20 protein-coding genes are annotated in these 21,752 nt (G+C 69.6%); 15 read left to right on the forward strand and 5 right to left on the reverse strand.

Annotation, left to right across the window (positions count from 1 at the left end):
- The first annotated feature begins 8 nt into the window (after positions 1-8).
- From MMB92_RS20910 to MMB92_RS20945, 8 genes are all read left to right on the forward strand, one after another.
- The gene (locus MMB92_RS20910) at positions 9-1,271 is read left to right on the forward strand and encodes a YbfB/YjiJ family MFS transporter (protein ID WP_080331238.1); all 1,263 of its coding nucleotides are present in this window, start codon (positions 9-11) and stop codon (positions 1,269-1,271) included.
- A 112-nt stretch (positions 1,272-1,383) separates the two neighbouring features.
- Positions 1,384-1,920 (forward strand): NUDIX domain-containing protein, encoded by a 537-nt coding sequence (locus MMB92_RS20915; protein WP_006494058.1) that lies wholly within the window; start codon positions 1,384-1,386, stop codon positions 1,918-1,920.
- Positions 1,921-2,083: 163 nt separating this feature from the next.
- Entirely contained in the window at positions 2,084-2,521 is a 438-nt protein-coding gene (locus tag MMB92_RS20920) for a thioesterase family protein (RefSeq protein ID WP_006485994.1), read from the forward strand.
- Between the two features lie 9 nt (positions 2,522-2,530).
- Positions 2,531-3,466: a branched-chain amino acid ABC transporter permease gene (locus MMB92_RS20925; RefSeq protein ID WP_058901373.1), complete on the forward strand. Its 936-nt coding sequence runs from the start codon at positions 2,531-2,533 to the stop codon at positions 3,464-3,466.
- The gene (locus tag MMB92_RS20930; RefSeq protein WP_062910751.1) at positions 3,459-4,688 is read left to right on the forward strand and encodes a branched-chain amino acid ABC transporter permease; all 1,230 of its coding nucleotides are present in this window, start codon (positions 3,459-3,461) and stop codon (positions 4,686-4,688) included. The genes MMB92_RS20925 and MMB92_RS20930 overlap by 8 nt, the downstream gene beginning before the upstream one ends.
- On the forward strand, positions 4,685-5,437 hold the full coding sequence (locus MMB92_RS20935; RefSeq protein WP_058901375.1) for an ABC transporter ATP-binding protein: 753 nt from the start codon (positions 4,685-4,687) through the stop codon (positions 5,435-5,437). The genes MMB92_RS20930 and MMB92_RS20935 overlap by 4 nt, the downstream gene beginning before the upstream one ends.
- Complete coding sequence (locus tag MMB92_RS20940) at positions 5,434-6,138, forward strand: ABC transporter ATP-binding protein (RefSeq protein WP_194131257.1); 705 nt, start codon at positions 5,434-5,436, stop codon at positions 6,136-6,138. Before MMB92_RS20935 ends, MMB92_RS20940 begins: the two co-directional genes overlap by 4 nt.
- 193 nt (positions 6,139-6,331) lie before the next feature.
- The gene (locus tag MMB92_RS20945) at positions 6,332-7,078 is read left to right on the forward strand and encodes a glucose 1-dehydrogenase (protein WP_006481604.1); all 747 of its coding nucleotides are present in this window, start codon (positions 6,332-6,334) and stop codon (positions 7,076-7,078) included.
- 46 nt (positions 7,079-7,124) lie between these two features.
- Here the strand turns inward: MMB92_RS20945 and MMB92_RS20950 are convergent, their stop codons facing one another.
- The 5 genes from MMB92_RS20950 to iolC all read right to left on the reverse strand — a co-directional run bounded on the left by MMB92_RS20950 (position 7,125) and on the right by iolC (position 13,491).
- Positions 7,125-7,619: a heme-degrading domain-containing protein gene (locus MMB92_RS20950; protein ID WP_006497766.1), complete on the reverse strand. Its 495-nt coding sequence runs from the start codon at positions 7,617-7,619 to the stop codon at positions 7,125-7,127.
- A gap of 122 nt (positions 7,620-7,741) precedes the next feature.
- Positions 7,742-8,560, reverse strand: coding sequence for a 5-deoxy-glucuronate isomerase (iolB, locus tag MMB92_RS20955; RefSeq protein WP_060263238.1), 819 nt, complete (start codon positions 8,558-8,560; stop codon positions 7,742-7,744).
- Between the two features lie 56 nt (positions 8,561-8,616).
- The gene (gene iolE, locus MMB92_RS20960) at positions 8,617-9,546 is read right to left on the reverse strand and encodes a myo-inosose-2 dehydratase (RefSeq protein ID WP_006481603.1); all 930 of its coding nucleotides are present in this window, start codon (positions 9,544-9,546) and stop codon (positions 8,617-8,619) included.
- A gap of 59 nt (positions 9,547-9,605) precedes the next feature.
- Positions 9,606-11,489, reverse strand: coding sequence for a 3D-(3,5/4)-trihydroxycyclohexane-1,2-dione acylhydrolase (decyclizing) (gene iolD / locus MMB92_RS20965; protein ID WP_196445997.1), 1,884 nt, complete (start codon positions 11,487-11,489; stop codon positions 9,606-9,608).
- A 46-nt stretch (positions 11,490-11,535) separates the two neighbouring features.
- Positions 11,536-13,491, reverse strand: a complete 1,956-nt coding sequence (iolC, locus tag MMB92_RS20970) for a 5-dehydro-2-deoxygluconokinase (protein ID WP_196445998.1) — start codon at positions 13,489-13,491, stop codon at positions 11,536-11,538.
- Positions 13,492-13,808: 317 nt separating this feature from the next.
- Here iolC and MMB92_RS20975 point away from each other — a divergent pair, with 317 nt between their 5' ends.
- The 7 genes from MMB92_RS20975 (at position 13,809) to MMB92_RS21005 (ending at position 21,652) form a co-directional block, all read left to right on the forward strand.
- On the forward strand, positions 13,809-14,735 hold the full coding sequence (locus MMB92_RS20975) for a sugar ABC transporter substrate-binding protein (protein WP_012492538.1): 927 nt from the start codon (positions 13,809-13,811) through the stop codon (positions 14,733-14,735).
- Positions 14,736-14,801: 66 nt separating this feature from the next.
- The gene (locus MMB92_RS20980) at positions 14,802-16,385 is read left to right on the forward strand and encodes a sugar ABC transporter ATP-binding protein (protein ID WP_012492539.1); all 1,584 of its coding nucleotides are present in this window, start codon (positions 14,802-14,804) and stop codon (positions 16,383-16,385) included.
- 27 nt (positions 16,386-16,412) lie between these two features.
- Positions 16,413-17,438: an ABC transporter permease gene (locus MMB92_RS20985; protein ID WP_034200677.1), complete on the forward strand. Its 1,026-nt coding sequence runs from the start codon at positions 16,413-16,415 to the stop codon at positions 17,436-17,438.
- A 43-nt stretch (positions 17,439-17,481) separates the two neighbouring features.
- The gene (locus MMB92_RS20990; protein WP_196445999.1) at positions 17,482-18,393 is read left to right on the forward strand and encodes a sugar phosphate isomerase/epimerase; all 912 of its coding nucleotides are present in this window, start codon (positions 17,482-17,484) and stop codon (positions 18,391-18,393) included.
- A gap of 74 nt (positions 18,394-18,467) precedes the next feature.
- The gene (locus MMB92_RS20995; RefSeq protein ID WP_006497760.1) at positions 18,468-19,481 is read left to right on the forward strand and encodes a Gfo/Idh/MocA family oxidoreductase; all 1,014 of its coding nucleotides are present in this window, start codon (positions 18,468-18,470) and stop codon (positions 19,479-19,481) included.
- A 39-nt stretch (positions 19,482-19,520) separates the two neighbouring features.
- Complete coding sequence (locus MMB92_RS21000; RefSeq protein ID WP_277562905.1) at positions 19,521-20,447, forward strand: TIM barrel protein; 927 nt, start codon at positions 19,521-19,523, stop codon at positions 20,445-20,447.
- Between the two features lie 32 nt (positions 20,448-20,479).
- The gene (locus MMB92_RS21005; protein ID WP_006488917.1) at positions 20,480-21,652 is read left to right on the forward strand and encodes a Gfo/Idh/MocA family oxidoreductase; all 1,173 of its coding nucleotides are present in this window, start codon (positions 20,480-20,482) and stop codon (positions 21,650-21,652) included.
- The last annotated feature ends 100 nt before the right edge of the window (positions 21,653-21,752 follow it).

Below are 21,752 nucleotides of genomic sequence, written 5' to 3' on the forward strand. Positions count from 1 at the left end.
ATGCCGCCATGTCCCGCTTCGATGCTCCGCCTGCCGCCGCCCGCGTGCCTTCGTCCGACCAGGCCGACCGCCGCGCCCGCGCGGCCGCGCTCGCCTGCATGGTCGGGCTCGCCGTCGTGCTCGGCGTCGGCCGTTTCGCGTTCACGCCGCTGTTGCCGCTGATGCTCGCGGACGGCTCGATCGGCCTGAAAGCCGGCGGCTGGCTTGCGTCCGCAAACTATGCGGGCTACTTCGTCGGCGCGGCCAGTTGCGCGGCGCTGCACGTCGCGCCGGCGCGGATGGTGCGCTTCGGGCTCGCGGCGACCGTGCTGCTGACCGCCGCGATGGGCATCGGTCACTGGCTGCCGGCGTGGCTCGTCGTGCGTTTCGTCGCGGGCGTCGTCAGCGCATGGACGTTCGTGTTCATGTCGCAATGGGGGTTGCGGCGTCTGGCCGAGCTGGCTGCGCCCGAATGGAGCGGGGTGATCTACGCGGGGCCGGGCGTCGGCATCGTGGTGACGGGGCTGATCGGCAGTGCGCTGGCCGGCCAGCATGCGGCGGTGGGCTGGCTGGGTTTCGCGGCGTTGTCGGCCGTCCTGTCGGTCGCGATCTGGCGCACGTTCGGTGCAGCGCCGGCCGTGGCGCACGCGCAGCCAACGTCGACCGCTGCCGCGCCCACCGGTGCGCCGGTCGCCCCGGCGGCGCGGGCCGCCCCGCGAAGCCGTCGCGCGGACGCCGCGTGGCTCGTCGTGCTGTACGGCGCACCGGGCTTCGGCTACATCATCACCGCGACGTTCCTGCCGGTGATCGCGCGCGCCGCGCTGCCGGCCGGTTCGCCGTGGCCCGACCTGTTCTGGCCGATGTTCGGCGCGGCGCTGATCGTCGGCGCGATCACCGCCGCGCGGCTACCTGGCCACTGGGACAACCGGCTGCTGCTGGCGGCCGGCTGCGCGACGCAGGCGCTCGGCATTGCGGCCGGGATCGTGTGGCCGAACGCGGCCGGCTTCTCGATCGGCAGCGCGTTGCTCGGCCTGCCGTTCACCGCGATCACGCTGTTCGCGATGCGCGAGGCGCGGCGCCTGCGCGGCGAGCGCGCGGCCGGGCTGATGGGTTACGCGACCGCCTCGTATGGCGTCGGGCAGATCCTCGGGCCGCTCGTCGCGGCGCCGCTGGCCGCGCGCTTCGGGTCGTTTACGCCCGCGCTGTGGGTCGCGGTGGCCGCGCTGCTGATCGGCGCCGCCGGCTTCGCGGCGACCGCCGCGCGCGGGCGCCGATCATCCCGGCGCGGGTAGGGCCGGATCGTCTCCGGCGCGGGCAAACTCGCTAGAATGAAGCCTTTCCCGCGCCGAGCGGGTGCGCGGGCAGCCGGCAGGCGGCCGTCCGGCGCCCGCCAGATTCCCATCGATGACCACCGCCGACTACCGTTTTTGCCCGCGCTGCGCGAGCCCGCTCACCGAGCGGGCCGATCCCGACCATGAGGGCGGCCGCGTTCGCCAGGCGTGCCCCGACGAGTCGTGCGGCTACGTGCACTGGAACAACCCGCTGCCGGTCGTCGCCGCGATCGTCGAACTCGACGGCAAGATCCTGCTCGCGCGCAACGCGGCGTGGCCCGAAGGGATGTTCGCGCTGATCACCGGCTTTCTCGAAAACGGCGAGACGCCCGAGGACGGCATCGCGCGCGAGGTGTTCGAGGAAACCGCGCTCAAGGCCGAGCAGGTATCGCTCGTCGGCGTGTACGAATTCATCCGCAAGAACGAACTGATCATCGCGTACCACGTGCGGGCGTCGGGCACGGTGTCGTTGTCGCCGGAACTGCTCGAGTACAAGCTCGTCGATCCGCCGCTGCTGCGCCCGTGGCGCGCCGGCACGGGCGTCGCGCTCGCCGACTGGATGCGCGCGCGCGGCCTCGATTTCGAATTCGTCGACCGGCCGGGGCAGTGACGGGCCGGCCTGCCCGCAGGGTTTCATCCGCCGCGGCGCGCGCGATCGCGACGCGGCGCTTCGTCGCCGGCCGGCGCGCCGCGTCGTGCGGCCGCCACGCGTCGTCTTCGCCGTCGTCATCCCCATCGTTCCCTTCGCTTCCATCGTCCTGACCGCCATCGCCATGTCCGACAAGCCACAGCCGCGTCCGCGCGACGCCTATCGCCACTTCCTGCCGATCACGACCCGCTGGATGGACAACGACGTTTACGGGCACGTGAACAACGTCGTCTACTACAGCTACTTCGACACCGTCGTGAACGAGTACCTGATCCGCGCGGGCGTGCTCGACGTCGAGCACGGGCAGACGATCGGGCTGGTCGTCGAGACGCAGTGCAACTACTTCGCGCCGCTCGTGTTCCCGCAAGCGGTCGACGCGGGGCTGCGCGTCGTGAAGCTCGGCACGTCGAGCGTGCGCTACGAAGTCGGGCTGTTCGCGCAGGGCGATGCGTCACCCGCCGCGCAGGGGCACTTCGTGCACGTGTACGTCGATCGCGGCACGCGCCGTCCGGTGCCGCTGCCCGACGCGCTGCGCGCCGCGCTCGAACCGCTCGCCGCCTGACGCCACGCGGTGCACGCGTTCGCGCTCCAGGCCTTCAACGGCCTCAGCTACGGCTTGCTGCTGTTCCTGCTGTCGGCCGGCCTCACGCTGATCTTCAGCGTGCAGGGCGTGCTCAACTTCGCGCATGCGAGCTTCTACATGCTCGGTGCGTACGTCGGCTACGGCATCGCGGCCTGGGCGGGCTTCTGGTCCGCGCTCGTGCTCGCGCCGCTCGCGGTCGGGCTGCTCGGCGCCGGCTGCGAACGCGCGCTGCTGCGCCGTGTGCAGGCGCGCGGCCATACGAGCGAACTGCTGCTGACCTTCGGTCTCGCGTACCTGATCGGCGAGGGCGCGAAACTCGCGTGGGGCCTCGCGCCGCTGCCGGCGCCCGTGCCGCCGCTGTTCGACGGCGCGCCGGTGACCGTGTTCGGTCTCGCGTTGCCGCGCTACCGGCTGTTCATGATGGCGATGTCCACGACGATGCTGGTCGCGCTCGGCGTGCTGCTGCGTGCGTCGCGTATCGGGCTCGTCGTGCGCGCGGCGCTCACGCATCGCGCGGCCGTCGAGGCGCTCGGCTACGACGTGCCGCGCGTGATGACGGCGCTGTTCGGCGCGGGCACCGCGCTCGCGGCGCTGGCCGGCGTGATCGGTGCGCCGCTCGCGGTAATCGAGCCCGCGCTGGCCGAAACCGTCGGGTCGGTCGTGTTCGCGGTGGTCGTGATCGGCGGGCTCGGCTCGCTCGGCGGTGCGTTCGTCGCGTCGCTCGCGGTCGGTTTCGCGCAGACCTTCGCGGCGGCGAGCGACACGTCGCTGCGCGACCTCGTGCAATGGACGGGCATCGCGCTGCCGGATAGCGTCGCCGCCGTGTCGATCGCGCAACTGGCGCCGCTGGTGCCGTACCTGCTGCTCGTCGCGGTGCTGGTCGCGCGACCGCGCGGGTTGTTCGGCGAGCGTGTCGATGCATAGCCGCGCATTGGCCGGATCCGCGCGCTGGGCGCTGTTCGCCGCGTGCGTCGCGCTGCCCGCGTGGCTGTGGCCGCACGGCGCGGTGCTCGGCTATCTCGCGCAGACGGCCGCGCTCGTCGTGCTCGCGCTGTCGTACAACCTGCAGCTCGGCACGACCGGGCTGCTGTCGTTCGGGCATGCGGCGTTCGCGGGCCTCGGCGCGTTCGCGGCCGCCCACTGGTTCAATCGCGTCGGCGGCCCGCTGCCGCTGTTGCCGCTCGTCGGCGGCGCGGCCGGCGCGGGCTTCGGGTTCGTCGCCGGGCTGCTGGCGACGCGCCGCTCCGGCACCGCGTTCGCGATGATCACGCTCGGGCTCGGCGAATGCGTCGCGGCGGCCGCGTGGAGCGTGCCCGCGTGGTTCGGCGGCCTCGGCGGCGTGCCGATCGACCGGGCGAGCGGCGCGTCGTGGGGCAACGGCTATTTCGGCGCGCCGGCGCACGCGTATGCGGTGATCGCCGCGTGGTGCGTCGTGTCGGCGTGCGCGATGCATGCGTTGACGCGCACGCCGCTCGCGCGGCTCGCGAACGCGGTGCGCGACAACCCGGCGCGCGTCGCGGCGCTCGGCACCGATCCGCGCCGCGTGCGGCTCGCGATGGTGACCTGCGCATCGTTCTTCGCCGGCATCGCCGGCACGCTGACGCTGATCGACGTCGAAATCGCGACGCCCGACAGCGTGTCGATGGCGCGCTCGGCGACCGTGCTGATCGCCGCGGTGATCGGCGGCACCGGCGCATTCTTCGGGCCCGCGGTCGGCGCGGCCGTGCTGACCGCGCTGAGTATCGTCGTCGCGGGCGTGTCGCGCGCGTGGGCGCTGTATCTCGGCGTGTTGTTCGTCGCGGTCGTCGTGGCCGCGCCGGGCGGGATCGCCGGCATTGCGCAAACGCTCGCGCATGCGCTGCGCCGCGGCGCGCCGGCGGCCGAGCGGTGGCGCGTGCTGTGCGGCGTCGGCGCGTGCGCGTTCTGGGGCGTCGCGATCGTCTGCGCGGCCGAGCTCGGCTATGCGTGGCGGTTCGCGCAGGACGACGGCACGGGCCTCGCGTTCGGTGCGTGGGGCATCGATGCCGATACGCCGGTCGGCTGGGCCGTCGCATGCTCGGCGGCCGGCATCGGCACACTGCTGTGGGGCTGGCGCGCGCGGCTCGCGCATGACGCGGCAGCGACTCCGCGGGAGGACGCGCGATGAACGGCAACGCGATCGCGCTTCACGGCGTCGTGCAGCGCTTCGGCGCGCAGACGGTGCTCGACGGTGTGGATTTGAGCATCGCGGCCGGCGAGCGTCACGCGCTGATCGGGCCGAACGGCGCAGGCAAGTCGACGCTGTTCGGCGTGATCGCCGGGGCGACGCGGCCGACGCGCGGGCGTGTCGTGCTGCACGGCGTCGAGCTGCGCGGACGCGGGCCGGTCGTCGCGAGCCGCCTCGGCATCGGCCGCAGTTTCCAGCAGACGAGCGCGTTCGCGCGGCTGACCGTATTCGACAATCTGCGCTGCGCGGCGCTGCATGCGCCGGCCGAACGGCGGCGCTGGTGGAACCGGCTGCGCGAATCGGCGTCGATCGATCTCGCGGCCGCGCGCGTGCTGCACGACGTCGGCCTCGACGCGCGGCGCGACACGCCGGCCGGCGAACTGAGTTATGCGGAGCAGCGCGCGCTCGATCTCGGGATCGCGCTTGCAAGCGGCGCGCGTACGCTGCTGCTCGACGAGCCGACGGCCGGCATGAGCCGCGCGCAGGCGGCGCGGATGATCGCGCTGATCCGCGCGACGACGCAGGGCCGCACGGTGCTGATGATCGAGCACGACATGGACGCGGTGTTCGGGTTCGCCGAACGCATCACGGTGCTCGTGCGCGGCGCGGTGGTCGCGACCGGCGCGCCCGACGCGATCCGCGCCGATTCGCGCGTGCGGGCCGCGTACCTGGGCGAGGGCGCGACATGAGCGCCGTGCTCGACATTCGCGGGCTGCGCGCGTGGTACGGGGCGCAGCCCGTGCTCGACGGCGTCGATCTCGCGCTCGCGCCGGGCGAGACGCTCGCGCTGCTCGGTCGCAACGGCTCGGGGCGTTCGACGCTCGCGAAGGCCGTGATGGGGCTCGTACGCACGGCCGGCTCGGTGCGCATCGCCGGCGCCGAATGCACGGGCGCGCGCACGTTCGAAATCGCGCGGCGCGGCGTCGCTTACGTGGCTGAAAGCCGCGACGTGTTCCCGCTGCTGACCGTGCGCGACAACCTGCGGCTCGGTTTGCGCGGCGCGCGCGGCACGGCCGAACGCGCGGCGCTCGACCGCCTGTTCGACCGGTTTGCGCTGCTGGCCGCACGCGCGGACGTGAAGGCGGGGCGGTTGTCGGGCGGCGAGCAGCAGGTGCTCGCGCTGGTGCGCGCGCTCGCCGGCCGCCCGCGCGTGCTGATCGTCGACGAGCCGGCCGAAGGACTCGCGCCGCTCGCGGTCGATGAAGTCGGCGCGTGCCTTGCCGCGCTGCAGGCCGACGGCGTCGCGATCGTGCTGATCGAGCAGCGGTTGCAGCTCGCGCCGCGGCTCGCGCGGCGCGTGGCGGTGATGGGGCGGGGACGGATCGTCTACGACGGCGCGCTCGACGGGCTGGGCGGCGAAGTCGCCCACGCATGGCTGAGCGCCGGCTGACGACGCCCGATCGATTGTTCGGCAAACTCCGCCAGTCAATTCGCTTCAAGCCGCTTTATCGCTGCGGTGCCGCACAAGTACATTGCCAGTCAGGCCGGTCGCCATCACGACGCAACGATGCAACGACGCATCACCGCCTCGCTGCGGCAACCGGCACCATCCATCGAACGTCTTCGGACTGGAGAATGAAATCATGAGCAAGCTGGCAGGCAAGGTCGCGATCGTCACGGGCGCATCGAAGGGCATCGGCGCGGCAATCGCGAAGGCACTGGCCGACGAAGGCGCGGCGGTCGTCGTCAACTACGCGAGCAGCAAGGCAGGCGCGGACGCGGTCGTCAGCGCGATCACCGAAGCGGGCGGCCGCGCGGTCGCGGTCGGCGGCGACGTGTCGAAGGCCGCCGACGCGCAACGCATCGTCGATACGGCGATCGAAACGTATGGCCGTCTCGACGTGCTCGTCAACAATTCGGGCGTGTACGAATTCGCGCCGATCGAAGCGATCACCGAGGAACACTATCGCCGGCAGTTCGACACGAACGTGTTCGGCGTGCTGCTGACCACGCAGGCGGCCGTCAAGCATCTCGGCGAAGGCGCGAGCATCATCAACATCAGTTCGGTCGTGACCAGCATCACGCCGCCGGCCAGCGCCGTGTACAGCGGCACGAAGGGCGCGGTCGACGCGATCACCGGCGTGCTCGCGCTCGAACTCGGCCCGCGCAAGATCCGCGTGAACGCGATCAACCCGGGGATGATCGTGACCGAGGGCACGCACAGCGCGGGCATCATCGGCTCCGATCTGGAGGCGCAGGTGCTCGGCCAGACGCCGCTCGGCCGCCTCGGCGAGCCGAACGACATCGCGTCGGTCGCCGTGTTCCTCGCGTCGGACGATGCGCGCTGGATGACTGGCGAGCACCTCGTCGTGAGCGGCGGGTTGAACTGATCGTCCGCGGTACCGCGCGAACGGTGGGTGGGCGCCGTTCGCGCCGCTACGCGCTCATCGCCAGCGCATTCGCGCCGACGTGCCACCGCAAACATTCGACGACGAGCGCGTGATCGGCTTCGGAGCCGAGCCCCGCGATCGTCATCGCGCCGACGATGCCGGCGCCGGCGATCCGCAACGGCACGCCGCCGCCGTCGAGCGCGTAGTCGTCGTCCGACAGGCCCTGCGACCGCAGCGACCAGCCGGCCCGCCGAAAGCGCGCGCCGACCGCGAGCGAACTCTGGCCGAACCGCAGCACCGTGTTCTGCCGGCGGCGGATCGCGTCGCTGTCGTGCGCGTCGCTGCCGTCGAGCGCGCAGTAGAACAGCGGCGCCTGCTCGCCGACGATGCTGACCGCGATCGGCAGCCCGCGTCGCGACGCGAGGTTGACCGCGATTTCTCCCATGCGGCGCGCGGCGGCCGCGTTGAAGTGCGGCAGCGCCGGATTCGACGCATCGTCGTCGAAGGCGTGGGGTTCGAGGCGAAAGGGGGGCGTCACCATGGCGGCTCCGTAGCGTTGCCGGCGCTGTCCGCGCGCGCCGGGCGTCGCATCGTCACGGGCCGCGCGCGGGCCCGTGTTTCGTTCAGTGCTTCGGTGTTTCGGCACTTCAGCGCTTCAACGCTTCAGCGTTTCGGCGTCGCATCGAGCATCCACTCGTGCGCGGGATCGTTCTTGAACGCCCATGCGCGGCTGGGGCCCGCCATCACGTTCAGGTAGTACAGGTTGTAGCCGTGAGGCGCGACGACCGGGTGGTAACCGCGCGGCACCATCACGACGTCGTGGTTCTCGACCGCGCATGCCTCGTCGAGGCTGCGGTCGTCGGTGTACACGCGCTGGAACGCGAAACCCTGCGGCGGATCGATCCGGTGATAGTAGGTTTCCTCGAGCGAGGTTTCGTCGGGGGCCGCGTCACGGTCGTGCTTGTGCGGCGGATAGCTGCTCGAATGGCTGGCCGGCGTGACGACTTCGACGACCAGCAGCCGGTCGGCGGCCGGATTGTCGCCCATCAGGATGTCGCAGACGTAGCGCGTGTTGGTGCCCTGGCCGCGTACCGAGCGGCGCATCCGCTCGCCGTCGAGGCGCCGTACCGGCTTGTCGCCGCTCGCGTACGGCGCGGTGCACAGCGCGACTTCCGCATCGCGCGTCGCGACCAGCGTGACGGTCTTGCCGCCCGGCACGTACAGCGCGTCCGGCGACACGTCCTCGAACACGCTGTCGCGCTTGCCGAGCGCATCGTAGGTTGCGCCGTCGACGTCCGCGCGCACCGTGCCCGTGAGCACCACGACGCACAGTTCGCGGGTGCCGGTGTCGAGCGTTTCGGTGTCGCCGGCCTTCAGACGCAGCGCGCGAAAGCCGACGTGCTGCCAGCCGGCCGATTCGGGCGTGACGTTGCAGATTTCGCGGTCGGCGGATGCCTTGACCAGCAGGGGAGAAATCGTCATGAAAGGGGTCTCCGCAATAGGGTGGGGCTCGAGCGCTCACGCGCCTTCGTGCGGGCTCACGCGCTCAACCGGTCGACGATCGCGCGCAGCGACTCGTAGCCCTTCTTCGCATACGCGTAGCTCGGCGCGACGGCCGGGTCCTGTTCGGCCTCGACGACGAGCCAGCCTTCGTAGCCGGCGTCCTTCAGCGTGCGCAGCGTCGCGTCGTAGTCGAGCGCGCCGTCGCCCGGCACCGTGAAGGTGCCGTTGATCACGCCGTTCAGGAAGCTCCAGCCGTCGTTGCGCGCCTGGTTGACCACCTGCGGCCGCACGTCCTTGCAATGCACGTGCGCCACGCGCGATACGTGCTTCTTCAGCAGTGCGACCGGGTCGGCCGCGCCGCCGAAATACGCGTGGCCGGTGTCGAACAGCAGGAACACCTTCGCCGGATCGGTCAGCGCCATCAACCGGTCGACGTCGTCCGGCGATTCGACGTACGCGCCCATGTGGTGATGGTAGGCAAGCCGGATCCCGTACGTGTCGAGCAGGTGCGCGCCGAACGCATCGAGGCGCGCCGCATAGCGCCGCCACGCTGCGTCGTCGACGAAACGCGGCCGCTTCGCGACCGGCGTGTCGATGCTGCCCTGGATCGTGCCCGCGCACTCGCCGTACACGACCACCGTCACGTCGTTGTACTGCAGCTTCGTCATGTGCGCGCGGCAGCGCTCGATTTCGGCGGCGACCGCATCGGCGTCGGTCATGCCCGGCGCGAGCTCCGCGAGGAAGCCCGAATACCAGCCCGACACGCATACGAGCCCGAATTCGGCGAGTTTCGCCTTCAGTTCGGGGCCGGTCTTCGGAAACTTGTTGCCGAGCTCGAAGCCCGCATAGCCGATTTCGGCGCCTTCCTTCAGCGCCGTTTCGAGCGGCGTCTCGCCGCCGAGCGACGGCAGGTCGTCGTTCATCCACGACAGGGGGTTGATACCGATGCGGACGTTCCAGCTCATGACGTGCTTCCTTGATTCGAATGTTGTTGTCTCGGCGCGGCCGATGGAAAGGGGGCGGCTCAGCGTCGCTGGCGGGTTTTCGCGTCGAGATACGCGCGGTGTGCGTCCACGACGCCCGCGCGTTCGGACACCTGCGGCACCGCGACTTCCCACCATGCGCCGCCGTCGTCGGTCGTGCGACGGTGCGTGGTGTCGATCACGAGCACCTGGCTCTTCTTCGCCGCGCGGGCGCGTTTCATTTCGTCGCGCAATTCGCCGATGTCGCGCACGTGCACGGCTTCGGCGCCCATCGCGCGCGCGTGCATCGCGAAGTCGATCGTCGAGCGTTCGCCGCCTTCGGGCACGCAGTCGTCGAGCATGTTGTTGAAGCTCGCGCCGCCGCAATTCAGTTGCAGCCGCTCGATGCAGCCGTAGCCGCGGTTGTCGAGGATCACGACGATCAGCTTGCGGCCGAGCATCACGGAGGTCGCGAGTTCGGCGTTGAGCATCATGTACGAGCCGTCGCCGACGATCACGATCACTTCGCGCTCGGGCCGCGCGAGCTTCGCGCCGAGGCCGCCCGCGACTTCGTAGCCCATGCACGAATACGCGTAATCCATGTGGTAGTTGCCCGGCACGCCGCTGCGCCACAGCTTGTGCAACTCCGCCGGCAGCGTGCCGGCCGCGCACACGACGAGATCGTCGCGCGCGCTGTCGAGGCCCGCGTCGGCCGCGGAGTCGCGCACCGCGCCGATCACTTCCGCGTCGTACGGCAGCGTGTCCGTCGGAATCCGCGTGGTCAGCTCCGTCACGCGCGCGTTCCACGCGGCGGCCTGGTCGCGGCTCGCGGCGATCCACGCCGGGTCGGCGCGCCAGCCGGCCAGCGCGGCCGACAATTGGCCGAGGCCCGTGCGCGCATCGGCCACCAGTTGCCGGCCGCGTTTCTTGCCCGCGTCGAACGGCTGCACGTTCAGGCTCAGCAGCGTCGCGTCGCCGTAGAGCGCGTGCGAACCGGTCGTGAAATCCTGCAGCCGCGTGCCGACCGCGAACACGACGTCGGCCTGCGCGGCCGCGCGGTTCGCGGCGGGCGAGCCCGTCACGCCGATCGAGCCGAGGTTCAGCGGGTGATCCCACGCGAGGCTGCCCTTGCCGGCCTGCGATTCGGCGACCGGTACGCCATGCGTGTCGGCGAACGCGCGCAGCGCGTCCCACGCCTGGCTGTACAGCACGCCGCCGCCGGCGACGATCAGCGGCTTCTTCGCGGCCTTCAGCACGTCGAGCGCATCGGCGAGCTCGAGCGCGTCGGCCGGCGGCCGGCGCATCCGGATCAGCGGCGGCGCGAAGAACGCCTCGGGCCAGTCGTACGCGAAGGTCTGCACGTCCTGCGGCAGCGCGAGACAGACGGGGCCGCACTGCGCGGGATCGGTCATCACCTGGATCGCGCGCGGCAGCGCGACGAGCAGTTGCTCGGGCGACGTGATGCGGTCGAAGTAGCGTGTCACGGGCCGGAAGCAGTCGTTCGCGCTGACGTCGCCCTGTTCGAAATCCTCGACCTGCTGCAACACGGGGTCGGGCAGCCGCGACACGAACACGTCGCCGGGCAGCAGCAGCAGCGGCAGGCGGCCGACGTGCGCGAGCGCGGCCGAGGTCAGCATGTTGGTCGCGCCGGGGCCGATGCTCGACGTCGCGGCCATCATCCGCTGGCGGAAATTCGCCTTCGCGAACGCGACGGCCGCGTTGGCCATTCCTTGTTCGTTGTGCGCGCGAAACGTCGGCAGCCGGTCCTTCTCCGCGTGCAGCGCTTCGCCGAGCCCGGCCACGTTGCCGTGGCCGAAGATCGCGAATACGCCGCCGCAGTACGGCAGGATCTCGGTGCGGCCGTCGGGCTGGACGACTTCGGCGCGCAGGGCGGCCAGGTAGCGCACGAGCGCCTGGCTGACGGTCAGTCTTACGGTGGTGGTCATCGTCGGTCGATAGAGAGAAGTCGGGTGGTCGTCACGAACGGAGGCATCAGGCCGCGGCGGCGCGGGCGGCGGCCCGGCGGCCGAGCCACGCGTCGACCAGTTGCGCGAAATTGCCGGCCACTTCGTCGATCAGCGCCTGATCGTCGATCCGGCCCGCGAACCAGTTCAGCGACGCATCGGCCCACAGCGTGCGGCCGACCATGAAGCCCTTGACGATCGGGTTGGTCGCCGAGCGGAAGCTGTCGACGAGGTATTGCAGCGGCTGGTTCAGCCCGAGGATCACCGCGCCGCGGCAATGCGGGTCGCGCTCGGCGATCAGCGCGGCGAGCCGCGTCCAGCCGTCGGCGGTGAGCGGCGTGAGCTTCCACCATTCGGGTTTCACGCCGAGGTTGTAGAAGCGCGCGACCGTGCGCAGCACCGCGTCGTCCTCGGTGCCGGCCGGCGTGACCGCGCGCGGCGGAATCATTTCCAGCAGCAGCTCGTTGCCGCTCGCACGCGTGGCTTCCCACAGTTCCAGCACGCGCTGCTCCTGCTCGACACGCAGGTCGACGGGGTCGTCGGGGTGATAGTGAACCAGGCACTTCACGACCTGTTCGGTCGGCCAGTGCGTGAGCGACGAGCCGACCGAGCGCGTGTCGTCGAACCGCAGCGGGCGCGAGCCCGGCAGCTCGACCGGACGGCCGACCCACCAGCCGCGCCCGGTGGCCGACGCGAGCGCGTCGCTGCCGTACGCGCCGCCGTCGATCAGCACGCCGACGTGGCCGGCGATGCCGCGATCGCGCTCGACCTGTTCGACCGCGCGCACGAGCAGGCGCTTCAGCGTCTTGATCCGCGCTTCGTCCGCGCCGGCCTGCACCGCGAGCTCGTAGAACTGGCTGCGATGGTCGAACGCCATCACGCACAGGTCGTCCCAGTCGCGGCGCGGCACCGTCACGCGATGCAGGTGCGCGAGCGTGCGGTCGGCATCGACTACCGGATTGCGGCTGCCGTCGAACCAGTGCGCGAGTTCGGCCGGCGTCGGCATCGCGGCCGAGCACGCGTGGCGCGACACGACGATCGCGCCGCACGCGTTCGCGATGCGCGTCGATTCGGCCCAGTCGCGCCCGCGCAGCAGCCCCGACAGCAGGCCCGACAGGAATGCGTCGCCCGCGCCGAGCACGTTGAGCACCTCGACGCGCTCGCCGAGAAAGGTCGGCGCAGCGTCGATGCTGGCCGGAATGTCGCCTTCGATCACGCAACAGCCGAGCGCACCGCGCTTGACGACCAGCGTCGCGTTCGTGATCGCGCGCACCGCCTGCAACGACCCGACCAGGTCGTGCGGTACGCCGCCCGCGATCAGGAATTCTTCCTCCGTGCCGACCAGCAGGTCGAATTCGCCGAGCACCTGCTGCAACTGCCGCGTCACCTGCGCGTCGGGCACGTAGCGGTTTTCGCCGGCGCCGCGTGCGGTCAGTCCCCACAGCACCGGCCGGTAGTCGATGTCGAGGATGCGCACCGTGCCGTGGCTGCGCGCATACGTCAACGCGGTCAGCGACGCCTCGCGCGTACCCGGCGTCGACAGATGCGTGCCGGTGATCGCGAGCGCGCGGCAACCGGCGATGAAGTCCTCGCGGATCTCGTCGGCGCGCACGGCCATGTCCGCGCAGTTCTCGCGCACGAACAGCAGCGGAAACGTATCGCGATCCCTCAGCCCGAGCAGCACCAGCGCGGTGAGGCGCTCGCGGTCGGTCTGCAACTGGCTCGTGTCGCAGCCTTCGCGCTCGAGCGTCTCGCGCAGGAAGCGGCCCATCTGCTCGTCGCCGACGCGCGAAATCATCGCGGTCTTCAGCCCGAGCCGCGCGACGCCGAACGCGACGTTGCCCGACGAGCCGCCGAGATACATCTGGAAGCTGCGCGCGTCCTCGAGGCGGCTGCCGTACTGCTGCGCATAGAGATCCACGGCCACGCGGCCGAGGCAGGCGAGATCGATGGGGCGGTCACTCGGAAAGTTCAGCAGGCTCATATCACGTGTCACGCTCGCGGCCGGCGTTCGGCGCTGCCGGCAGATTAGGGGACCGATCCGGCGACGGCTGTCCGCAGCAGGTGCTGCACGACGCGAGGCTGCCTGTCGCCGGGATTCGGGCTACGGAACGGAGTCTAGACTTTTTGGAAATCCAGTTCCCTAGGTGAAATCACGTAGAAATAAATTTCCAAATTTTCGAGGAAGTGATCTACAGTTTCATCCGGATGCTTCAGTCCCGATCGGACCCGATCGGACTCGGCCCGGCGGCGCGCAACGCGCCGTCTTCCGCCCCCCGGAGATGAGGAGACAGATTGATCATGAAGACCAAGCTGATGGCCGTCGCGGCCGCCGCGATCCTGGCTGCGCCGCTCGCGCATGCCGAGAAGATCGGCGTGACGATGGCATCGTTCGACGACACATTCCTGACCATCCTGCGCAACAGCATCGCCGATTCGGCGAAGAAGGACGGCGCGACGGTGCAGATCGAGGACGGCGGCAACGACGTCGGCAAGCAGTTGAGCCAGGTCCAGAACATGATCGCGCAGAAGGTCGACGCGATCATCGTGAACGCGGTCGATACCGACGCGACGCCGAAGATCACGAAGATGGTGACCGCCGCGAAGATCCCGCTCGTCTACGTGAACCGCAAGCCGGTCGATTTCGACAAGCTGCCGGCCGGCGTCGCGGTCGTCGCCTCCGACGAAAAGCAGTCGGGCACGCTGCAGGCGCGCCAGGTGTGCAAGCTGCTCGGCGGCAAGGGCGACATCCTCGTGCTGATGGGCGAGCTGTCCAACGAATCGGCGCGCGCCCGCACCAAGGACATCGAGGACGTGATCGCGACGAAGGATTGCGCGGGCATGAAGATCGTCGACAAGCGCGAAGGCAAGTGGAGCCGCACGCAGGGCCAGGACATCACGATGAACTGGCTGAGCTCCGGGACCAAGTTCGACGCGATCGTGTCGAACAACGACGAAATGGCGATCGGCGCGATCAACGCGCTGAAGGCCGCGCGCAAGCTCACGCCGAAGACCGTCGTCGCCGGCATCGACGCGACGCCGGACGGGCTTGCCGCGATGAAGGCCGGCGAGCTGAAGGTGTCGGTGTACCAGAACGCGACCGGGCAGGGCGCGCAGGCGGTGGCCGCGGCGCTCAAGCTCGCGAAGAAGCAGCCCGTCGATCGCTACGTGAACGTGCCGTTCGAGCTCGTGACGCCCGACAACATGAACCAGTACGCGAAGCACTGACCGGTTTTTCCGTTGAACTGCGCGGGCCCGGTACGCCGGGTTCGCGCGACTTGTCGAGGAACGTCCATGTTTACAGCCAGGATCGCGCGCCCGATGGCCGCCGGCGACGCCCCGGCGGCTTCGTCCGGGGCGGCCGGCGCGTCCGGTTCGCCGCCGCCTTCCGCGGCCGACTGCGTGCTCGAGGTGCGCGGGGTCGGCAAGTCCTTTCCCGGCGTCGTCGCGCTCGACGGCGTGCAGTTCCGCGTGCGCCGCGGCACCGTTCATGCGCTGATGGGCGAGAACGGCGCCGGCAAGTCCACGCTGATGAAGATCATCGCGGGCGTCTACACGCCCGACCAGGGCGAAATCCTGATCAACGGCGAACCGGTCGTGCTGAACGGCCCGCTCGACGCGCTCGACCGCGGGATCGCGATGATCCATCAGGAACTCAACCTGATGCCGTACATGACGGTCGCGGAGAACATCTGGATCCGCCGCGAACCGAAGAACCGCTTCGGCCTGATCGATCACGCCGAGCTGCGCCGCCGCACGGCCGCGCTGTTCGAGCGGCTGTCGATCGACATCGATCCGGAAACCGACGTGCGCACGCTGACGGTCGCGAGCCGCCAGATGGTCGAGATCGCGAAGGCCGTGTCGTTCGACTCGGACGTGCTGATCATGGACGAGCCGACCTCCGCGCTGACCGACAAGGAAGTCACGCACCTGTTCCGGATCATTCGCCAGCTGCGCGAGCAGGGCAAGGGCATCGTCTACATCACGCACAAGATGAACGAGCTGTTCGAGATCGCCGACGAGTTCTCGGTGTTCCGCGACGGCAAGTACATCGGCACGCATGCGTCGAGCGACGTCACGCGCGACGACATCATCCGCATGATGGTCGGGCGCGAGATCACGCAGATGTTCCCGAAGGAGGACGTGCCGATCGGCGACGTCGTGCTGTCGGTGAAGGATCTCTGCGTCGACGGCGTGTTCCGCGACGTGAGCTTCGAGCTGCGCGCGGGCGAAATTCTCGGCGTCGCCGGCCTCGTCGGCTCGGGGCGCTCGAACGTCGCGGAGGCGCTGTTCGGCGTCGTGCCGGCCACCTCGGGCGAAATCCGCATCGACGGCAAGCCGGTGCGGATCGCGACGCCCGCGCAGGCGATGAAGCACGGGATGGCGTTCCTCACCGAGGACCGCAAGGATTCCGGCTGCTTCCTGAATCTCGACCTGCTCGCGAACATGGAAGCGGCGGTGCTCAGCCACCGCTACGTGAAGTTCAATTTCGTGCAGCAGGCGCAGTTGAAGCGCGACTGCGAGGAAATGAGCCGGATGCTGCGCGTGAAATCGCCCGGGCTGCACGAGGAAATCCAGAACCTGTCGGGCGGCAACCAGCAGAAGGTGCTGATCGGCCGGTGGCTGCTCACGCAGCCGCGCATCCTGATTCTCGACGAACCGACCCGCGGCATCGACGTCGGCGCGAAGGCCGAGATTCACCGGCTCGTCAGCGCGCTCGCGGGCAAGGGCGTCGCGGTGCTGATGATCTCGTCGGAAATGCCGGAAGTGCTCGGGATGAGCGATCGCGTGATGGTGATGCACGAAGGGCGCATGACCGGCATCGTCGATCGCAAGGACGCCGACCAGGTCCGCATCATGGATCTCGCGTCGCGCTGAGCCGAAACAAGATTGGAGACAACTGAAATGGGCAACCTGAACCCGGTCGCGGATGCGCAGACCATGACACTCAAGTCGCGGCATACGAAGTGGCCGCCCGAACTGAGCATCTTCCTCGTACTGGTCGGCATCAGCCTGTTCTTCGAGATCGTCGGCTGGATCGTCGTCGGCCAGAGCTTCCTGTTCAATACCGAGCGGCTCGAGATCATCGTGCTGCAGATGGCCGTGATCGGCATCATCGCGGTCGGCGTGAACCTCGTGATCATCACCAGCGGGATCGACCTGTCGTCGGGGTCGGTCGTCGCGGCGGCGGCCGTCGTGTCGGCGAGCCTCGCGCAGGTGTCCGACTTCCCGCGCGCGGTGTTTCCGCACCTCACCGACTTGCCGATCATCTGGCCGGTGCTGGCCGGCGTGTGCGTCGGGCTGCTGGTCGGCCTGCTGAACGGCTCGCTGATCGCGATGACGGGCATCCCGCCGTTCATCGCGACGCTCGGCACGATGGTCGCCGCGCGCGGCTTCGCGAAGTGGTTCACCAACGGGATGCCGGTGTCGATGCTGACCGACCAGTTCGCGGCGATCGGCGCGGGCGCCAACCCGGTGATCATCTTTCTCGTGATCGCCGCGATCTTCCACGTCGTGCTGCGCTATACGCGCTTCGGCAAGTACACCTATGCGATCGGCGCGAACCGCCATGCGGCCGTCGTGTCGGGCATCAACGTCACGCGGCACCTGGTGTTCGTCTATGCGATCGCGGGCCTGCTGAGCGGGATCGCCGGCACGGTGACGGCCGCGCGCGCGATCTCCGGCCAGTCGGGCATGGGCGTGATGTACGAGCTCGATGCGATCGCGGCCGTCGTGATCGGCGGCACGTCGCTGTCGGGCGGCCTCGGCCGCGTGACGGGCACCGTGATCGGCGTGCTGATCCTCGGCGTGATGACGTCGGGCTTCACGTTCATCCGCATCGACGCGTACTACCAGGAGATGGTGAAGGGCGCGATCATCGTCGCGGCCGTGATCGCCGACCAGTACCGCAACAAGAAGTCGCGCCGTTGAGCGCGCGCGTGATCCCAAAATCAGACTTCGCATAGGACACCCGATGAAGATCGCGCTGGACCCCTACATGATTCGCCATCTGCCGCTCGACCGGCTGCCGCACGCGGTGGCCGAGCTCGGCTACGACCAGATCGAGCTGTCGCCGCGCAGCGACTTTCTCGACTGGTGGGTGATGCCGCGTGCGACGCGGGAACGCATGGCCGCGTTCCGCCAGGCGCTGCGCGCGAGCGGCGTCGGCCTCGCGTCGCTGCAGCCGATGTACCGCTGGGCAAGCCCGTTCGACGACGAGCGGCAATGGTCGGTGCGCTGCTGGAAGAAGGCGATCGAGGTGGCAGTCGAGATGGAGTGCCCGCTGATGGTGTCGGAGTTCGGGCGCGGCGCGTCGCCCGAGCGCTCGGTCGGCGAGCGGCCGGGCGCGAACCCGAAGGAGCTGTGCGAGGCCGCGTGGTTCCGCTCGATGGACGAGCTGCTGCCGATCTTCGAGCGCGAACGCATCGTGCTGTCGGTCGAGCCGCATCCGGAGGACTGGATCGAGCAGTTGCAGCCGGCGATCGACATCGTCACGAACCTCGGTTCGCCGTCGCTGAAGCTGTCGTACATCGCGCCGCACACGTTCTACTACGGCGACGACATGGCCGCGATGATCGCGCAGGCCGCGCCGATCCTCGCGCACGTGCGCGTGGCCGACACGTTCGACCACCGCAAGAGCAGCCAGCTGCGCTACATCGTGAACCCGCCCGGCTCGAACCAGATCCGCGTGCACCAGCATCTCGACATCGGGCAGGGCGAGATCGACTGGGACGTGTTTTTCCGCGCGCTCGGCGCGGCCGGTTTCGACGGCGTGATGTCGTCGTGCGTGTTCGCGTGGGAAGACCGCGCGGAAGCGTCGTCGCGCTACATGCGCGACGCGATCCAGCGCTACGTCGATCGCCATTTCGATCGCACCGCGCGCTGAACGGCTGATGACCGATGACTGACCGGCGCGGCACGGGCCGCGTCGCTGATGAACGAACGACTGGAGAGAACTGCATGACCTTGCAAATCGGCGTGATCGGCTGCGGCGCGATCGGCCAGGACCACATCCGCAGACTGACCCGCACGCTGTCCGGCGCGCGCGTCGTGGCCGTCAACGACATCGATCCGCAGCAGGCGCGCGATGCGGTGACGAAGTACGGGCTCGACGCCGAGATCTACGGCGACGGCCACGAAGTGGTCGCGGCCGCCGACGTGCAGGCCGTGCTCGTCACGTCGTGGGGGCCGACGCACGAAGCGTTCGTGCTCGACGCGATCGCGCACGGCAAGCCGGTGTTCTGCGAGAAGCCGCTGGCCGTCACGGCCGACGGCTGCATGCGGATCGTCGAAGCGGAAGTCGCGCACGGCAAGCGGCTCGTGCAGGTCGGCTTCATGCGGCCGTACGACGAAGGCTATCGCGCGCTCAAGCGCGTGATCGACAGCGGCCAGATCGGCGCGCCGCTGATGCTGCATTGCGCGCACCGCAACCAGTCGGTCGGCGAGCGCTACACGACCGACATGGCGATCACCGACACGCTGATCCACGAACTCGACGTGCTGCGCTGGCTGCTCGGCGAGGACTACACGAGCGCGCAGGTCGTCTATCCGAAGAAGACGCGCCATGCGAGCGCGCATCTCGCCGATCCGCAGATCGTGCTGCTGGAGACCGCGAGCGGCGTGCGCATCGACGTCGAGATCTTCGTGAACTGCCAGTACGGCTACGACATCCAGTGCGAGGTGGTCGGCGAGCAGGGCATCGCGAAGCTGCCCGATCCGCCCGCCGTCGGGCTCAAGCATGCGGCGCGGCAGTCGGTCGAGATCATGACCGACTGGAAGGAGCGCTTCATCGCGTCGTACGACGTCGAGTTGCAGGCGTTCATCGACGGTGTGCGGCAGGGCGCGCTGACCGGGCCGTCCGCGTGGGACGGCTACGCGGCGGCGGTCGCGGCCGACGCGTGCGTGCGGGCCCAGCAGAGCGGCGCGGTCGAGCCGATCGCGATGGCCGAGCGTCCCGCGTTCTATCGCGGCTGACCCGCGGCTGCGCGCCGCTTACTTGCCGGACCGACCGACATGACGATGAAGATTGGCTGCGCGCCCTGCTGCTGGGGCGTCGACGACGTGAAGAACCCGCACCTGCCGCCGTGGCGGCACGTGCTTGCCGAGGCCGCGCAGGCCGGCTACTCGGGCATCGAGCTCGGGCCGTACGGCTACATCCCGCTCGATCTCGACGCGGTGAGCGCGGAGCTCGAACGGCAACGCCTGAGCATCACGGCCGGCACGATCTTCGACGATCTCGTGTCGCCGGAGAACCTGCCGAACCTGCTGCGCCAGACGCGCGACATCTGCGCGCTGATCACGCAACTGCCGAAGCTGCCGACGCAGGACGGCCAGCGCTACGCGGCGCCATACCTGGTCGTGATGGACTGGGGCCACGAGGAACGCGACTACGCGGCCGGCCACGGCGATCGCGCGCCGCGGCTGTCCGCCGAGCGCTGGGCGCGGATGGTCGACCATATCCGGCAGATCGCGACGATCGCGCGCGACGAGTTCGGCGTGCGCGCGGTGATCCATCCGCATGCGGGTGGCTACATCGAGTTCGCGGACGAGATCGACCGGATCGTCGCCGATATGCCGGCCGACACGGCGGGCCTGTGTCTCGACACCGGCCACCTGTATTACTCGGGCATGGACCCCGAAACGTGGTTGCGCCGCCATGCGGCACGGCTCGACTACGTGCACTTCAAGGATATCGACGCGGCCGTATACGACGCGGTGATGGGCGAGCACATCGCGTTCTTCGCGGCCTGCGCGCGCGGCGTGATGTGCCCGATCGGCACCGACGTGCTCGACTACCCGGCGATCCGCCAGGCGCTCGTCGACATCGGCTACGCGGGCTACATCACGATCGAACAGGAGCGCGACCCGCGCAACGCCGGCACGAGCCTGCGCGACGTCGCCGCGAGCCGCGCGTTTCTCGCGTCGGCCGGTTTTGCATGATCCCCTGAACCCGCACCAGGAACACCACCATCATGATTGACGGACAGATTCTGCTTGGCCATTCGATTCGCTGGGGCATGGTCGGCGGCGGTCTCGGCAGCCAGATCGGCTACAGCCACCGGTCGGCCGCGCTGCGCGACGGCAGCTTCCAGCTGGTCGCCGGCGCATTCGACCTCGATCCCGAGCGCGGCCGCCAGTTCGGCGTGAAGCTCGGTGTCGCGGCCGAGCGCTGCTATCCCGACTACGCGACGATGTTCGACGCCGAGGCGCGTCGCCCCGACGGCATTCGTGCGGTGTCGATCGCGACGCCGAACAACACGCACTTCGAGATCTGCCGCGCCGCGCTGAACGCGGGGCTGCACGTGGTCTGCGAGAAGCCGCTGTGCTTCACGACCGAAGAGGCCGAGGCGCTGCAGCGTCTGTCGGTCGAGAAGAACCGGATCGTCGGCGTCGCGTACGGCTATTCCGGACACCAGATGATCGAACAGGCGCGCGAGATGATCGCGCGCGGCGATCTCGGCGAGATCCGCATCGTGCAGATGCAGTTCGCGCACGGCTTCCACAGCGAGGGCGTCGAGGCCGCGAGCGCGGCCGCGCGCTGGCGCGTCGATCCGAAGTTCGCGGGCCCGAGCTACGTGCTCGGCGACATCGGCACGCATCCGCTGTACATCTCCGAGGTGATGGCGCCGGCACTGAAGATCCGGCGGCTGATGTGTTCGCGGCAGAGCTTCGTGAAGAGCCGCGCGCCGCTCGAGGACAACGCGTTCACGATCATGGAATACGACACCGGCGCGATCGGCTACGTATGGTCGAGCGCGGTGAATGCCGGCTCGATGCACGGGCAGAAGGTGCGCGTGATCGGCTCGAAGGCGAGCATCGAATGGTGGGACGAGCATCCGAACCAGTTGCGCTACGAAATCCAGGGGCAGCCCGCGCAGGTGCTCGATCGCGGGATGCCGTACCTCCATCCGCACGCATTGCGCGAAGACCGCATCGGCGCCGGGCATCCGGAAGGGTTGTTCGAGGCCTGGTCGAACCTCTACGCGCGCTTCGCGCTCGCAATGGACGCGGCCGATCGCGGCGACATGGCGGCGGTGAAGGCCATCCGTATTCCGGACGTGCACGCCGGTGTCGAGGGCGTACGGTGGGTCGAGAATTGCGTGCGTTCGGCCGATGCGGGCAGCGTGTGGGTCGACTATCGTTGAAACGGGGGCGGGCCGGCTGCGCCGCGCGTCGTCGCGTTTGGTCGCGTTTGTTCGCGACCGCCGGCCTCGGTAGACGCCCTAATCTTTACGACGCCGCGAG

The organism is Burkholderia sp. IO2, from assembly GCF_029522185.1.
Classification (GTDB): Bacteria; Pseudomonadota; Gammaproteobacteria; order Burkholderiales; family Burkholderiaceae; genus Burkholderia; species Burkholderia cenocepacia.

Coding starts and splice junctions, on each gene's coding strand:
- MMB92_RS20985 (WP_034200677.1), top strand. CDS start 16,413: ATGGGCAACCTGAACCCGGTCGCGGATGCGCAGACCATGACACTCAAG.
- MMB92_RS21000 (WP_277562905.1), top strand. CDS start 19,521: ATGACGATGAAGATTGGCTGCGCGCCCTGCTGCTGGGGCGTCGACGAC.
- MMB92_RS20910 (WP_080331238.1), top strand. CDS start 9: ATGTCCCGCTTCGATGCTCCGCCTGCCGCCGCCCGCGTGCCTTCGTCC.
- MMB92_RS20935 (WP_058901375.1), top strand. CDS start 4,685: ATGAACGGCAACGCGATCGCGCTTCACGGCGTCGTGCAGCGCTTCGGC.
- MMB92_RS20930 (WP_062910751.1), top strand. CDS start 3,459: ATGCATAGCCGCGCATTGGCCGGATCCGCGCGCTGGGCGCTGTTCGCC.
- MMB92_RS20975 (WP_012492538.1), top strand. CDS start 13,809: ATGAAGACCAAGCTGATGGCCGTCGCGGCCGCCGCGATCCTGGCTGCG.
- MMB92_RS20980 (WP_012492539.1), top strand. CDS start 14,802: ATGTTTACAGCCAGGATCGCGCGCCCGATGGCCGCCGGCGACGCCCCG.
- MMB92_RS20995 (WP_006497760.1), top strand. CDS start 18,468: ATGACCTTGCAAATCGGCGTGATCGGCTGCGGCGCGATCGGCCAGGAC.
- iolC (WP_196445998.1), bottom strand. CDS start 13,491: ATGAGCCTGCTGAACTTTCCGAGTGACCGCCCCATCGATCTCGCCTGC.
- MMB92_RS20920 (WP_006485994.1), top strand. CDS start 2,084: ATGTCCGACAAGCCACAGCCGCGTCCGCGCGACGCCTATCGCCACTTC.
- MMB92_RS21005 (WP_006488917.1), top strand. CDS start 20,480: ATGATTGACGGACAGATTCTGCTTGGCCATTCGATTCGCTGGGGCATG.
- iolD (WP_196445997.1), bottom strand. CDS start 11,489: ATGACCACCACCGTAAGACTGACCGTCAGCCAGGCGCTCGTGCGCTAC.
- MMB92_RS20945 (WP_006481604.1), top strand. CDS start 6,332: ATGAGCAAGCTGGCAGGCAAGGTCGCGATCGTCACGGGCGCATCGAAG.
- MMB92_RS20990 (WP_196445999.1), top strand. CDS start 17,482: ATGAAGATCGCGCTGGACCCCTACATGATTCGCCATCTGCCGCTCGAC.
- MMB92_RS20950 (WP_006497766.1), bottom strand. CDS start 7,619: ATGGTGACGCCCCCCTTTCGCCTCGAACCCCACGCCTTCGACGACGAT.
- MMB92_RS20915 (WP_006494058.1), top strand. CDS start 1,384: ATGACCACCGCCGACTACCGTTTTTGCCCGCGCTGCGCGAGCCCGCTC.
- iolE (WP_006481603.1), bottom strand. CDS start 9,546: ATGAGCTGGAACGTCCGCATCGGTATCAACCCCCTGTCGTGGATGAAC.
- iolB (WP_060263238.1), bottom strand. CDS start 8,560: ATGACGATTTCTCCCCTGCTGGTCAAGGCATCCGCCGACCGCGAAATC.
- MMB92_RS20940 (WP_194131257.1), top strand. CDS start 5,434: ATGAGCGCCGTGCTCGACATTCGCGGGCTGCGCGCGTGGTACGGGGCG.